The sequence below is a fragment of the Sorangium sp. So ce1335 genome (assembly GCF_051521615.1).
Classification (GTDB): Bacteria; Myxococcota_A; Polyangia; order Polyangiales; family Polyangiaceae; genus Sorangium.
Genome location: NZ_CP150363.1, coordinates 5,109,923 through 5,123,625, shown reverse-complemented (window position 1 = coordinate 5,123,625; position 13,703 = coordinate 5,109,923). Strand labels below are relative to the sequence as shown.

General features: G+C 71.3%; 8 protein-coding genes and 3 tRNA genes. 6 read left to right on the top strand and 5 right to left on the bottom strand.

The window, feature by feature from the left end:
• Positions 1-584: 584 nt before the first annotated feature.
• Positions 585-2,018: a serine/threonine protein kinase gene (locus WMF24_RS18820; protein WP_437737806.1), complete on the top strand. Its 1,434-nt coding sequence runs from the start codon at positions 585-587 to the stop codon at positions 2,016-2,018.
• Between the two features lie 106 nt (positions 2,019-2,124).
• Here the strand turns inward: WMF24_RS18820 and WMF24_RS18815 are convergent, their stop codons facing one another.
• The 3 genes from WMF24_RS18815 to WMF24_RS18805 are packed head-to-tail and all read right to left on the bottom strand — an operon-like array spanning position 2,125 to position 5,079.
• Complete coding sequence (locus WMF24_RS18815) at positions 2,125-2,928, bottom strand: hypothetical protein (RefSeq protein WP_437737805.1); 804 nt, start codon at positions 2,926-2,928, stop codon at positions 2,125-2,127.
• A gap of 43 nt (positions 2,929-2,971) precedes the next feature.
• Positions 2,972-4,099, bottom strand: a complete 1,128-nt coding sequence (locus tag WMF24_RS18810; RefSeq protein ID WP_437737804.1) for a carboxylate-amine ligase — start codon at positions 4,097-4,099, stop codon at positions 2,972-2,974.
• A complete protein-coding gene (locus WMF24_RS18805) occupies positions 4,096-5,079 on the bottom strand; it encodes an ATP-grasp domain-containing protein (protein WP_437737803.1) in 984 nt (327 codons plus the stop codon). The genes WMF24_RS18810 and WMF24_RS18805 overlap by 4 nt, the downstream gene beginning before the upstream one ends.
• A gap of 332 nt (positions 5,080-5,411) precedes the next feature.
• On the opposite strand from WMF24_RS18805, the gene WMF24_RS18800 reads away from it, so the two are divergent.
• The 4 genes from WMF24_RS18800 (at position 5,412) to WMF24_RS18785 (ending at position 6,674) form a co-directional block, all read left to right on the top strand.
• Positions 5,412-5,483: transfer RNA gene (locus WMF24_RS18800), tRNA-Val, on the top strand.
• A 43-nt stretch (positions 5,484-5,526) separates the two neighbouring features.
• Positions 5,527-5,603 (top strand) — tRNA-Asp (locus WMF24_RS18795).
• 87 nt (positions 5,604-5,690) lie between these two features.
• Positions 5,691-5,767, top strand: a tRNA-Asp gene (locus WMF24_RS18790).
• Between the two features lie 196 nt (positions 5,768-5,963).
• Positions 5,964-6,674 carry a Uma2 family endonuclease gene (locus tag WMF24_RS18785; protein ID WP_437737802.1) on the top strand — a complete coding sequence of 237 codons (711 nt, stop codon included), beginning with the start codon at positions 5,964-5,966 and terminating at the stop codon, positions 6,672-6,674.
• A gap of 26 nt (positions 6,675-6,700) precedes the next feature.
• On the opposite strand, the gene WMF24_RS18780 is transcribed toward WMF24_RS18785, so the two are convergent.
• Entirely contained in the window at positions 6,701-11,116 is a 4,416-nt protein-coding gene (locus WMF24_RS18780) for a CheR family methyltransferase (RefSeq protein WP_437738821.1), read from the bottom strand.
• Positions 11,117-11,370: 254 nt separating this feature from the next.
• On the opposite strand from WMF24_RS18780, the gene WMF24_RS18775 reads away from it, so the two are divergent.
• The gene (locus WMF24_RS18775; protein ID WP_437737801.1) at positions 11,371-12,084 is read left to right on the top strand and encodes a PA14 domain-containing protein; all 714 of its coding nucleotides are present in this window, start codon (positions 11,371-11,373) and stop codon (positions 12,082-12,084) included.
• A 12-nt stretch (positions 12,085-12,096) separates the two neighbouring features.
• Here the strand turns inward: WMF24_RS18775 and WMF24_RS18770 are convergent, their stop codons facing one another.
• Complete coding sequence (locus WMF24_RS18770; protein ID WP_437737800.1) at positions 12,097-13,635, bottom strand: hypothetical protein; 1,539 nt, start codon at positions 13,633-13,635, stop codon at positions 12,097-12,099.
• Between the last annotated feature and the right edge of the window lie 68 nt (positions 13,636-13,703).

The following is a 13,703-nucleotide window of genomic DNA, read 5'->3' as shown; positions in this document are numbered from 1 at the left end:
GAGTCCGCGGCCCGCGTCTCCCGCGCCCGCGGCCGCGTTCTCCGCGGCGCTCCGTTCCCTCCATTCCCATTTCGCGCGCTGATCTGCGCGCGCACCTCGGTCCCACCGCTGCGCTCGCTGCGCTCCCCTGCCCGACCGCGTTCGCAACCCATCCGCCGCGACGCGCCGCGCGCCGGAGCCCGCCTGCGATGTCAAGCCTGAACGGGCTCTCTCCCCGCGGAGCGACGCCTCGTCGAGCACCCCCGGCCACCGCGCGCTCCACGCTCGGTCCACGCTCGGTCCACGTGCGTTTCCCGGCTCTCTGGGCGAATCGTCAGACCGATCGCGGCGGCCGCGACCGGCCGCGGCACGAGCGCTTCGGCCCGGAAGCCGCCGAGATCATTACCCTCGGCCGCCTTCGCCCCCGATCTTGAGGTCCGTGTCCGCTTCGTGGCACCCTGGCTTCGCGGGACCTCCTTCGTGACGTGCGGGGCGACGGCGCTGCGTCGCTCCGGCCGACGTCGAGGCAGCGCGCCTCCACGAACGTAACGGCGGCACTCGAGCTCCACCCCTCCACACTCCGCCTCCCCTTCTAGGACCACTGCGTGCAGATCTTGTCGGACCTCAAGCCTGGAGACACGCTGGGCCGCTACGAGATCCTCATGCCGGTCGCCCGTGGAGGGATGGCGGCCGTCTGGGCGGCGCGCCTCGTGGGCTCCCGCGGCTTCCAGAAGATCGTCGCCATCAAGACGATGCTGCCGGAGTTCGGCGACGACCCGGCCTTCGAGGCGATGTTCCTCGACGAGGCCCGCCTCGCGTCCCGCATCCGGCACCCCCACGCGGTCGAGATCGTCGAGCTCGGCGACGAGAACGGCGTGCTCTACATCGTGATGGAGTGGGTCGACGGCGACACCATCTCCACGCTGAACAAGCAGGTCAAATCGACCGGCGGCATCCCCCTGCCCATCCTCCTGCGCATCGCCTCGAGCATCTGCGCCGGCCTCCACGCCGCGCACGAGCTCCGCGACGACGACGGCAAGCTCGTCGACCTCGTGCACCGCGACATCTCGCCGCAGAACGTCATGGTGTCGTTCGACGGCATCGTGAAGATCGTCGACTTCGGCGTCGCCAAGGCCACGGGCCGGCTCCACGAGACGCGCGTCGCTGGCCAGCTCAAGGGCAAGATCCCGTACCTCTCCCCGGAGCAGCTCACGTCGGGCAAGGTCGACCGGCGCTCCGACATCTTCTCGCTCGGCGTCCTCCTCTACACGACCCTCAGCGGCTACCACCCGTTCCGCGGCCGGACGGACGCCAAGACGATGGAGAACATCCTGCGGTTCGCCCCGGTCCCGCTCCGCGAGCTCGTGCCGGACGTCCCGTTCGACCTCGCGGTGGCGATCGAGCGCGCCCTGGCGAAGGACCCGGCGGACCGGTGGAACGACTGCGCGTCCTTCCAGCGCACGCTCGACCAGATCGCGATCTCGATCGGCACGCCGGTCACCGACGGCGACGTCGGCCGCTTCGTCCGCGAGACGCTCGGCGACATCGTGGCGGAGCGCCGGAAGAAGCTCGCGACCGCGATCCAGCTCGCGGACAGCCGCATGACGTCGCGGGGCGAGGCCCGCACCGCGTCCTCGGTCCGGGGCGACAGGCGCGCCAGGCAGCAGGCGCCCGCCGGGAGCACGCCCCTCCCCGCCACCTTCGCCGGCATCCTCCCCGTCTCCCTCGACGACGGGCCCCCCAGGTCCGCCGCGCCGGGGCCGCCCTCCTCGAGCCTCGCGCAGCCGGTCACCTCCGCGCCGCCGGCCCTCGTCACCCCGGCGCCGCGCCCCCGGCGGCGGTGGCGCCGCCGCATCCGCCTCGCGCTGTTCGTCGTCCTGCTGCTCGTCTCCGGCGCGGCGTTCGCCGCCCGCGCGGGCATCCTGCCCGTGCCCGGCGCCGTGCACGGGCTCGTGCGCGACGGGCGCGAGCACCTGCGCGGCGCGCGCGAGGTGCTCCGCGGCCTGCTCGATCGCCTGAGCGCCCTTTTGGCGGACTAGCCCCGCACGCCGAGGGCCCGGCCGGGGATGGTGGACCTGGACGTCGCCGCACGTCGCGCGGCGACGTCAACCCCGGCGCCGCGGACGGGCGCACCCGCGGCGGCGTTCACTTGACGCCCGCGGACGGCTCCGGGAGGCAGACGCCGAGCGTGCAGAGCAGGAGGTTGACGTCGCCGGCCGCGCAGTAGACCTGCCGCGCGCAGTAGTCGTCGTAGCCGCAGAGCTGGTGGCACGACGCCTCGGTCCCGAGCGCGCCGGTGAACGTCATGCACGACCAGCCGCTCGAGAGCCACAGCCCCTCGGGCCGCTTCGTGTCGAAGAGGCACGCCTCGGCGCGCGTCTCCGGGTCGAACACCTCCGCGGTGCAGGCCTCGCCCCCGGACAGCTTGCTCCGCGCGGCGGACATCGTGTTGAGCAGGTAGGTCACGTCGCACGTCTGCTCGGACGCCGAGTCCCGCACGATCCGGGCGCGCAGCTCGTCCTTGCGCGCCGCATAGGCCCGGACGGCGCGGATCGCGCCCATGACCTGGTTGTTGCCGCCGTCGGGCTTCGTCCCCTCGGCGAGCGCCTCGAGCACCCGCTGGACGAGCTGCTCCGCCTCGGGGTCCGTGCCCGCCGCGCCGTCCTTCGCGTACCCGATCCGGATGTACGACGGCGGCGTGCGCGGCGTGCACGGCTTCGCGTGCGCCCAGAGCTCCTCGCTCACGATGGGCGGGCGCTTCGTGAACGGCTGCTTGCAGACGCCCACGGCGCCGGGCGGCAGCGAGCCCGAGGCCCGGGGCGTCGGCTGCCCCGGACCCTCGTTGACGTACTCGGTCGACGCGCAGCCCGCGCCGCCCGCCGTGGCGGACAGCGCGAGCAGGCAGCTCACCGAGAGAGCTGCGGCGCAGCGAAGCGGAGCGATTCCCACGGCCGCACGGTAGCAGAGCCGGCGGGCGGGCAGAAATTCTCGTCTACAGCCCGAGGTTCGACTGCTCGATCAGGTCGTCGACGACGGCCTCGAAGCGCTCTGTCCGGGCGTAGACCGCGAGCTGCCGGTCCGCGCTCGTCCCCTCGGCGAGGATGGCCCGGATCCGCTCGAGCTCCCCCTGCGACCCGAAGATCTCCGCCGACTCCTGCACGAACTCGAGGAGCTCGCCGACGAGGAGGCGGACGGGCACCTGCTCCTGCTTGCCGAAGTCGATGAGCTGCCCGTCGATGCCGTAGCGCACCGCGCGCCACTTGTTCTCCTCGATGAGCTCCTGCCGGTACTCCCGGAACCCGAGGTTGCGCCGGTACAGCAGGTACAGCTTGCCCATGACGGCCTGGATGAGCGCCGCCAGCGCCACCGTGTCGTCGAGGCGCGTCGTCATGTCGCAGATCCGGATCTCGACCGTGTCGAAGAACGGGTGGGGGCGGACGTCCCACCAGATCTTCTTCGCGTTGTCGATGCAGCCCGTCTTCACGAGGAGGTCGACGAAGCGCTGGAAGTGGCCGTACGACTCGAAGAGCCCCGGGATCCCGGTGCGCGGGAAGCGCTTGAAGATCTCGCTGCGCGTGCTCTTCAGCCCCGAGGAGCGGCCGAGCCAGAACGGCGAGCTCGTCGACAGCGCGAGGATGTGCGGCAGGAAGTAGCGGACCTGGTTCGCGAGGGCCATCGCCACCTCGCGGTCCTTCACGCCGACGTGCACGTGCAGCCCGAAGATCAGGTTGGCGCGCGCGACGTCCTGCAGGTCCTCGACGATGCCCCGGTAGCGCTCGCCGTCGGTGATCTCCTGCTTCTTCCAGTCGCTGAACGGGTGCGTCCCCGCCGCGACGATGCGCATCCCCCCCTGCCGCGCCAGCGCCTTCAGGCTGCTGCGCAGCTCGGCGAGCTCGTCCCTCGCCTGCCGGATGTCCCGGCAGATGCCGGTGCCCGTCTCGACGACGGACTGGTGCATCTCCGGGCGGACCCGCTCGCGCAGGAGCTTGTGCCCCTGCCCCCCCTCGAGGAGCTGGCTCACGTACGACCGGAGCTCGCGCGTCTGCGCGTCGACGATCTGGAACTCCTCCTCGATGCCGAGCGTGAACTGGCCGTCGAGGAGCCCTTCGACGCAGGTCATTTGGGGGCCCCGAGCCGCACCCTCCCCGCGGAGGGGCGGACGAGCTTCGACCACGCGTAGCTGTCGCGCGTCCGCCGGTCGCCGCGCGCGCACTCCACGGCGAACGCGACCATCCAGTCGACGGCGATGTTGAAGTAGCGCTCGCGCAGGTGCTCGATGTGCATGTCGGGCGCCGGGTTCGTGAAGTCGATCGCGTACGGGACGCCGTCGCGGATCGCGAACTCGATCGAGTTCATGTCGTAGCCGAGCGCCCGGTTGATCTTGATCGCGTCCTCGATGATGCGGTCGTGCAGCGCCTTCGGGAGCCACCGCTCGTCGTCGTGCTGCACGTAGCAGCCGCGGAGCCCGGTCGGGCCGATCGCCTTCGGGTCGTACTGGATCGGGAGGATGCGCTCCTTGCCGATGCAGATGCAGCGGACGTAGTCGTCGAAGTCGATGAACTCCTGCAGGGTCATGACGTTCTGCCCGGAGGCGTTGTAGGCGGCGAGCAGCTCCTCCTGGTTCCGCACCACCGACACGTCCTTCCATCCGCCGCCGTCCGCGGGCTTCAGGATCGCCGGGAAGCGCACGTAGTCGATGATCGCCTCCCAGTTGAGCGGGTACTCGAGGTTGCGCAGGCTGCGCTCCTTGACGATCGCCGGGATGTAGTCGTGCTGGGGCAGCATGACGGTGCGCGGCGTCGCGATGCCGATCTGCGACGCCAGCGAGTAGCCGAAGAACTTGTCGTCCGCGCTCCACCAGAACGGGTCGTTGATCACGAACGCCCCGCCGAGCGCGGCGGCCTTCAGGTGGAAGCGGTAGTGCTTCACCTCCTGGCTGATCCGGTCGATGAGCACCCGGTAGGGGCTCTCGAAGCGCTCGGGCGTGCCGCCGATCTTCGCGATCTCCGCCCGGATGCCCGGCACCTTGTTGCACCTCTCGAGGAACGCCTGAGGGAACGACTGCTCCCAGCCGACGAGGATGCCGATCTTCTCCGCCATACGATGCTGTCTCCTCCACAACGCGTGTTCGCGGCCACCGCCGCTGACGCGCAGCGTAGCGCGGACACACGGGAATTTTACGCTAGAAGTGTATCGATGAGCTGGTGCGGCGCGCGGGCAGGCGGCCCGGTCCGTCCGTGTCGGCCGAGATCTCGTGAGGGGAGCTGCGGAAAGGGTTGGCGGGACAACAGGCGCGACCGACGAGCTCGGGCGGCCTGCAGGCCACGCGAGATCGCGCGAAAACCGGGCCGGATCGGCCCGGGACGGAGCTCATGCGAAAATAGATGTTGACGGACGCGGCTCGGCGAGTAGAGTCGCGCACCTCTCCGACGGGGCGGGTAGCTCAGCGGCAGAGCGTCGGCCTTACAAGCCGATGGTCGCAGGTTCGACCCCTGTCCCGCCCACTCCCTGGGTCAGGACCTGGGTACGACGTCTGGATGTGAGTCTGGGGTGGTAGTTAAGTTGGTTATAACGCCGGCCTGTCACGCCGGAGGCCGCGGGTTCGAGTCCCGTCCACCCCGCCAACTTTCCTTCCCTGTATCCGGATCGCCTTTTCTCTGAGCCTCCTCCGGGGCCGCACCGTCGGTGCGGCCCTTCGAGGGAGTCGGACTGGGGTGGTAGTTAAGTTGGTTATAACGCCGGCCTGTCACGCCGGAGGCCGCGGGTTCGAGTCCCGTCCACCCCGCCAACTTTCCTTCCCTGTCGTCGAATCGCCTTTCATTGGAGCCTCCCTGCGAAGGGCTGCGTTGCAGATGCAGTCCTGCGAGGAAGTCGGGCTCATGAGGCGCTGAGCCGAGCAGGCGCTGTGCGCGAGGAACGCGTCGGCCGTCATCGCTGCGATCGGCCCGCTTGCTTCCCGCAGGGGGGCGGCGCAGGGTGCGTCCATGGGCTTCCCTGCCGAGAAGCGCCAGCGCGCCACGCTCGCCGATCTCGAGGCCGTCCCGCCCCCCCTCGTCGGTGAGCTCATCCGCGGGACGCTCCATGTCTTCCCTCGCCCCGCGCCGCCGCACGCGCACGCGTCGTCGGTGCTCGGCGCCGATCTTGTCGGGCCCTTCCAGCGCGGCCGCGGTGGGCCGGGCGGGTGGCGCATCCTGGATGAGCCGGAGCTGCTCCTCGGGCCTCCGGGGGACGAGGACGACATGGTCCCCGATCTCGCGGGCTGGCGGATCGAGCGCATGCCGCGGCTCCCGACGACGAAGTTCACGCTCGCGCCGGACTGGGTGTGCGAGGTCCTGAGCCCCAGCACCGTCGTCACCGACCGGGCAGCGAAGATGCCCGCCTACGCGCGCCACGGCGTCCGGCACCTGTGGCTGCTCGATCCCCTCGCGCGGACGCTCGAGGTGTTCGCGCTCGAGGCGGGGCGCTGGGTCGTCGTTGGCGTCCACCACGGCAGCGCCCGGGTCCGGGCGGAGCCGTTCGACGCCATCGAGCTCGAGCTGTCGGCCCTCTGGGACGGGGCCGAGGAGACGCCGCAGGAAGGCGCAGCTGCGGCCCCCGCAGGCGAACCAGCGCCAGCGCCTCCACCAGCGCCTGCGCCGCGCAAGCCCCCGCCCGCCGCAAGGAAGGGCCCGCGAAAGGGCCGCACGCGGGCGTAGCGGCGTCCGGGGCCCGTCCCGACCGCCTACGGCGCCACGAACACCCGCTGGATCGCCGCCTCCAGGTCGCGGAAGCTCACCGGCTTGATGAGGTGCTCCAGGAAGCCGACGCGCGCCGTCTTGCGGCGGTCCTCCTCCATCCCGTAGCCGCTCAGCGCGATCGCCTTGACGGCGTTGCCGGCGGACCGGAGCGCCTCGAGGAGATCCGTGCCGCTGCCGTCCGGCAGCCCGAGATCGCTCACGAGCAGATCGTACGCCTCCGCGCTGGCCAGATCGAGCGCGGCGCGGACGCTCCGGGCGATGCGCACCGTGTGGCCGGTCAGCGTGAGCAGCTCGCTCATCATCTCCGCCGTGTCCTCGTGGTCCTCCACGAGCAGGATGCGCAGCGACCGCCTCGGCGCGACCGCCCCGGCGGCCCTCGCCTGCGCCGGCGCCGCGGACGCAGGGGGCCTCGCCGCGGGGAGGAAGACGCGGAACGTCGCCCCGCCCCCCCGCCCCGGGCTCGACGCGACGATCGTGCCGCCGTGGAGCTGCACGATCGCCCGCGAGATCGCGAGCCCGAGGCCGAGGCCGCCGAAGTGCCGCGCCATGGCCGCGTCGCCCTGCTCGAACGCGTCGAAGATCCGCGGCAGGACCTCGGGCTCGATGCCGACGCCCTCGTCCCGGACCTCGATGACCACCTGCCCGCCTTGCTCGTAGCAGCGCAGCGCGATCTGCGACCCTGGATAGCTGAACTTCACCGCGTTCTTGAGCAGGTTCCAGACCACCTGCTCGAGCCGGGCGACGTCGGCCGAGACCCAGTGCTCGCCCGGCGCGACGTCGAGCGTGAGCCGGATGCTCTTCGCGTCGACCTCGTCGGCGCAGATCTCCATCGCGTGCTCCAGCACCGCGCGCGCCGCGACCGTCTGCGTCACGAGCTCCAGCTTGCCGCGGACCACCCGCGTCAGGTCGAGGAGATCGTCGATGAGGCGCGCCTCGAGCTCGGCGTTGCGCTGGATCATCTCGAGGCCGCGCCGCACGTCCTCGGCCAGATCGTCGCGGCGAAGCAGCCGCGACGCCGCCGTGACGACCGGGGTGAGCGGCGTCCGGAGCTCGTGCGACAGGACGGCCAGGAACTGATCCTTGGTGCGGTTCGCGTGCTCGGCGGCCTCGCGCGCCGCGATGAGATCCGCCTCCACCTGCTTGCGGAGCGTGATGTCCTGCACCACCGCCGTCGTGCGGACGATGCGGCCGCCCCCGTCGCGCATCGCGGTCACCGTGGTGCTCGCCCAGAGGCGCCCCCCGTCCCTCGTCACGTAGCGATTCTCGAGCGCGAAGTCGTTGATCGCGCCGCGCAGCAGGCGGCCGTACAGCTCGCCGATGCGGTCCAGATCCTCCGGCGCCGTGACCTCGTGGAGGCTCTTGCCGAGGAGCTCCGCCACGTCGTAGCCGAGCATGCCCGCGAACCTCCGGTTCACCCGCACGAAGCGGCCCGTCCCGGGCTCGCACTGGAGCTTGCCGACCACGGCGCTCTCGAAGATCGTGCGGAACTCCTCCTCGCTCGCGCGGAGCGCCTCCTCGGCGCGCTTGCGCCGCGTGACGTCGTTCACCATCGCGGACGCGCCGACGATCTTGCCGCCCCCGTCGCGGATGGGCGCGAGGTTGATCGAGACGTCGATGCGGCCGCCCCCGCGCTCGACGCCCACCGTCTCGATGGGCTCGACGCGCTCGCCGCCGATCACCCGCTCGAAGACGGCGCGCAGCTCGTCGGCGCGCTCGGGCGCGACGAGGACGTGGACGGGCCGGTCGACCGCCTCTCGCTCGCCGTAGCCGAACATCCGCTCGGCGGCGGCGTTCCAGCTCGTGATCGCCCCGCCCACCGTCGCGCCGAGGATGGCCTGCTCGGCCGACTCGACGATCGCCGCGAGCCGACCCCGCTGCAGCTCGGCCTCCTTCAGGCTCGTCACGTCCACGAGCGTGACGACCACGCCCGAGATGACGTTCGCCAGCGTGCGGTACGGGAGGATCCGCATCATGTAGCAGCACTGGCCGTCGTCGAGGCGCACCTCCCGCTCCCGCGGGGCGAGCGTCCGCAGCACGTCGCGGGCGTCCGGCACGAGCGACGCGGCGTCGAAGCGCGCCGCGATGTCGAGGATCGGCCTGCCGACGTCGCCCTCGATCAGCCGGAACACCTCCGTCGCCGCGGGCGTGAACCGCCGGATCCTGAGCTCCTCGTCGAGGAACACCGTCGGGATCTGCGTGCTGAGCAGGAGGTTCTGGAGGTCGCTGTTCGCCGCGTCGAGCTGCTCGATCTTCGTCCTGAGAACGGCGTTCAGCGCCTCGAACTCCTGGTTCAGGCTCTGGAGCTCCTCGTTCATGCTGAGGAGCTCCTCGTTCGAGCTCTTCAGCTCCTCGTTCGAGGTCTCGAGCTCCTCGATCGTCGTCTGGAGGTGCTCCCGCGTCGCCTTGAGCTCGTGCTCGAGCTGATCGACGAGCGATCCGCTCTCGCGCCGGGGCCCGGCCGGCGGCGCCTCTCCCCGCGCGGCCGGCCGGAGCTCGTCGAACAGGACGACGAAGAGGCCGAGCTCGTCCTCGAGATCGCCGAGGGGCCGCACGACGAGGTTGATCCGCTGCGTCCCCGCGATGGTCTCCACCGCGATGTTCTCGTGCACCACCTGCTCGCGCATCCTGACGGCGCGGTGCACGGCCGACCGCACCTCGGGGCGCAGCGCCCGCAGCACCATGCTCGAGACGTTGACGTCGAGCGCCCCCGTCGACGGCGCGAGGTACTTCCCCGTCTCGCCGGACAGGTACACGATGTCGCCCTGCTCGTTCACGACGACGCACGGCGGCCCGTAGCGATCGAGCAGGCGCCGCTCGATGGTGCGCTCGATGCTCTGGTCGGGCGAGAAGGTCCCGCGGGAGGGCTCGCCCGCGCGCCGGTCCGTGCCGACCCGCTCCGCGAACGGGAGCCGCGCCAGCCCGCGCAGGGCGCCGCGCTTCTTCTGGAAGATGCGCCGCTTGCCGTCGACCGCGCGGAACAGCTCGCCCCGCTGCGACACGCTCTCCGAGGGGCCGAGGAGCAGGTGGCCGCCCTCGACGAGCGCGTAGTGGAAGATCCCGAGCACCCGCTGCTGGAGCTCGCCCTCGAGGTAGATGAGGACGTTGCGGCACGAGATCATGTCGATCCGCGAGAACGGCGGATCCTGGATGAGGTCGTGCCGTGAGAAGACGCAGAGATCGCGGATCTCCTTCGCCACCGAGCGGGCGCCGTCCTCCTCGGCGACGAAGAAGCGCGCGAGCCGCTCGGGCGAGATGTGCTGCGTCGCCTCCTCGGGGTAGCGGCCCTGCCGGGCGATCTCGATGGCCCGGTCGTCCACGTCGGTGCCGAAGATCTGGATGCGCGGGGCCGCGGGCAGCGACGCGGCGTGCTCCAGGAGGAGCATGGCGATCGTGTAGGCCTCCTCCCCGGTGGCGCAGCCCGGCACCCAGACGCGCACCTGGCTGTCCGCCCTGCGCTCGGCGAAGAGCGCGGGGACGAGATCTCGCCGCACCACCTCGAAGGTGTCCGGGTCGCGGAAGAACTCGGTCACGCCGATGAGGAGGTCGCGCACGAGGTGGACGGGCTCGTCCGCCTCGCGCCGGAGCAGCGCCAGGTAGTCGGCGATGGAGGTGGCCCGCAGCACGCGCGCCCGGTGCTGCACGCGGCGGAGCAGCGTGGTCCGCTTGTACTGGCGGAAGTCGTGGCCGGTGCGCTCGAGGAGCAGGGCGCAGATCTCCGGCAGGCGCGCGGCGATCTCCTCCTCGACGAGGCGCGCGCGGTCGCCCTCCACGAGGAGGCGCCGCGCGTGCTCGAGCAGCGCGGCGGGCATGTCGCGGACGGCGAGCACGTAGTCGACGAGGCCCGTCGCGATCGCGTGCCGCGGCAGCTCCGGGGGGTGGGCCGCCTCGGGGTGCTGCGCGATCGTGAGCCCGCCGTGCTCCCGGACGGCCTTGAGCCCGATCGCGCCTTCGTGCCCCGACCCGGAGAGCACGACGGCCACCGCCCGCTGCTTGCTGTCCTCGGCCAGCGAACGGAACAGCGCATCCATCGCCGTGGGGTGCTCCCGCGGATCGGCGAGCTTGCTCAGCCGGAAGACGCCGCCGTGGAGGGTGGCCGTGGCGTTCGACGGGAGGACGTGGACGCGGTTGGGCTCGATCGGCAGCCCGTCCGCGGCCTCCTGCACGCGCATGGCCGTGTGGGGCGCCAGGAGCTGCGGCATCACGCTCGCGTGGTGCGGATCCAGGTGCGCGAGCACGAAGGCGATCCCGCTGTCGGGCGGCATCGCTGAAAGGAAGGTCCTGAAAGCGTCAAGGCCGCCGGCCGACGCGCCGAGCGCGACGACGAGGCCATCGGCCAAAGGCACCCGCCGGGGCGGCCCGTCGGCCGGCGCACCCTCGCGGCTCTCCCCGTGATTTCGCATCAAGGCGCCACGACGCTTAGTACACGTCTGGGACAGCAGCCAGCGCGCGTGAAGGCGAGGCCCGCTCGGCGGCGACATAAGGAACTACCCGACCGCGATCTCGTGCGCGCCCGCCTCGCGGCGGCGGCGCCGTGACGCGCGCACCGCACGCCGTTGCCGGAGGCGCCCGTGCGCCGCTTCTCCTTGACAACTCATGAGATCTCCGCGTGCATAGCGCCGAGCGGCGAGCTGGCCGCGGGACAGAGAGCGCTTTTATGAGTAGATTTCTTGTCTTCTGGAAGACGACGCCCGTCGTGGTGAAGGCCATGGCGGTGTGCCTCGTGGTGGTCGCGGCGGGCGCCGTGGTGCTCGTCGGGCGCTGCGCCGTGACGCAGACCGAGACAGGGGCGCAGCAGGCCGGGCCGGTCCTCGTGAGCGGCGCGGTGGTCACGATCGACGCGGTCCCCGCCGCGCCGCCGGGGGTCGTGGTGATCGGGCAGGCGACGGACTTCGGCGGCCCGCAGACCGCGGGGGTGAACGCGCTGCGCGGCCTCGTGTACTTCGTGCCGAGCGGCACGTCTCACCTCCTGAACACCGCGTCGCTCAGCCCGGTCGCGGTGCTCTACACGTCGCGGCTCGACATCTCGCCGCGCTCCTGGGAGAGCGGCTTCCCGGGCGTGCCCGGCGGCCGCAACGAGTGGTTCCAGATCGCGTACGAGGGAGAGCTCGTGACCTCGCGCAGCGGGACTCACCGGTTCGAGCTGCTCTCCGACGACGGCTCCCGGCTCTTCGTCGACGATCACCTGGTGATCGAGAACGACGGCCGGCACCCGCCGGCGAGCGCGCAGGGCGCGGTGGTGCTCCAGCCCGGGAGGCACCGGATCCGGGTCGGGTACTTCCAGGGGCCGCGCTTCGAGATCGCGCTGCAGCTCTTCGTCACGCCCCCGGAGGGGCCGCGGCAGATCCTCGACGTCTCCCGCGTGCTGTGAGCGCGCGGCGCCTCAGCCGCCGCGCTGCGCGAGCGTGAGCAGCGCCTTCACCTTCTTGTACGAGACATGGGGATTGTCCTCGGAGCCCCCGAGATCGTCCTCGTCCTCGCCCGCGCCCTGGGCCCGGATCGGCATCCAGACGTAATCCGGGTGGAGCTCCTTGCCGTTGACCCCGTTGAGGATCGAGGGGTTCTTGATCCACTCGCCGCCCAGGATCGTGAGGTTCTCGTCGAGCTCGAGCACGTAGTGCAGCTCCGACACGGAGAGCGGGACGTTGCGCTGATCGGGCGGGAGGCGGAGCGTGTCGCCGGTCACCGAGTCGGAGATCATCCAGAAGCGCCCCGCGACGCGGGCGAAGCGCCGCGCGTCCGGGTTGAACCTGTAATTGTAGCAGTCGGCGCCGTGGAACGCGCCGCCGCACAGGAGCCGCGCGGCCTCCCTCACGTTCACCTCCTCGATGACGTCGATCGAGAACTGCTTCACCGGGAAGCTCCACACCTCCACGTCCCAGGTGTGATCGACCACGAACATCAGCCGCTTTCGCTCGGTCGACGGGCCGCTCAGCGGCTTGGCGCCGATCCCGAGCAGGCCGGTCATCGCGATGTGCATCGTGGCGGGGTTCAGGTCGCGGCACGCCGGGTCCATGGGCCTGCCGTAGACGTCGCGCATCGTCCGGTCCGCCCGCGTCTCGCAGCGGCGCCCCGAGAAGGTCACGGTGTCGCTGAAGTAGACCTCGCTCATGAGCGCCTCGATGTCCGCCATGCGGAAGAGCACGCAGCCGGTCTCCACGGAATTGCACTCGGTCACGGTGTCGCCGACGAGCTTCACCCGGACGTCGCGGCGCGGCCCGGCGCCCTCGGCGGCGACGTAGGCCGACCACCCGTTGCAGTGCCCCCACCAGTACTCGGGATAGACGTTCTGGTAGAGCCCGTGGTGCTGTAGCTCCCAGCGTGTCGCCGGCCCGGCCACGACGACCGCGGGCTGGATGTAGGGCGGGTTGCGCATGTACGAGGGCCTCCTGAGATCCTCCATGCTCCACGTGGCGATGCCCGCGAGCGACTCGAACTGCCCTGGATGGACGAGGAGGTCGTATTTCTCGACCGGAGAGAGGTTGTCCGGGTCGGAGGTCCGGTCGGAGTAGTTCTTGTTCAGCGAATTCCAGCGATCGGCGATGCCGTTCTGACGCTGCGGCCACCAGTTGGAGGCGAACGCGCTCGTCTGCGCCTCGCCTTGCCGGAGCGTCGTGCTCAGCTGGAGCAGCGAGCCCGTGAGATCGGGGTGCAGGTACGAGGGCGAGTTGGCGCCGTCGATCGCCTCGCGGCCGCCGCTCGTCGGGATCAGGAGCTTGTGAGAGCCGCCGAGGATCTGGCCGGTCTCGGGCGAGAAGCCGAGCACGTAGGGCACGGACCCACCTTCGATGAAACTGAACGTCGAGCCGTTCACGCTGCTCTCCGCGAAACCGACGCTCTCTCCCGGCGCTGAGCCCAGCTCCGCGCAGCCCAGGGCCAGAAACACCGAGCTCACGAGGCTCGCCCTCATCCGCGTCTTCATCGCTGATCCCCCCGCAGAGACCGACGACCGCCGGCCCCCCGGGCGCTCCCTGCAGACACCGCGCCACC

What these genes read in the sequence shown, in the direction of transcription:
- WMF24_RS18810 (WP_437737804.1), bottom strand. Translation starts at nt 4,099, where the DNA reads ATGACCTGCGTCGAAGGGCTCCTCGACGGCCAGTTCACGCTCGGCATC.
- WMF24_RS18805 (WP_437737803.1), bottom strand. Translation starts at nt 5,079, where the DNA reads ATGGCGGAGAAGATCGGCATCCTCGTCGGCTGGGAGCAGTCGTTCCCT.
- WMF24_RS18785 (WP_437737802.1), top strand. Translation starts at nt 5,964, where the DNA reads ATGGGCTTCCCTGCCGAGAAGCGCCAGCGCGCCACGCTCGCCGATCTC.
- WMF24_RS18780 (WP_437738821.1), bottom strand. Translation starts at nt 11,116, where the DNA reads ATGCGAAATCACGGGGAGAGCCGCGAGGGTGCGCCGGCCGACGGGCCG.
- WMF24_RS18775 (WP_437737801.1), top strand. Translation starts at nt 11,371, where the DNA reads ATGAGTAGATTTCTTGTCTTCTGGAAGACGACGCCCGTCGTGGTGAAG.
- WMF24_RS18770 (WP_437737800.1), bottom strand. Translation starts at nt 13,635, where the DNA reads ATGAAGACGCGGATGAGGGCGAGCCTCGTGAGCTCGGTGTTTCTGGCC.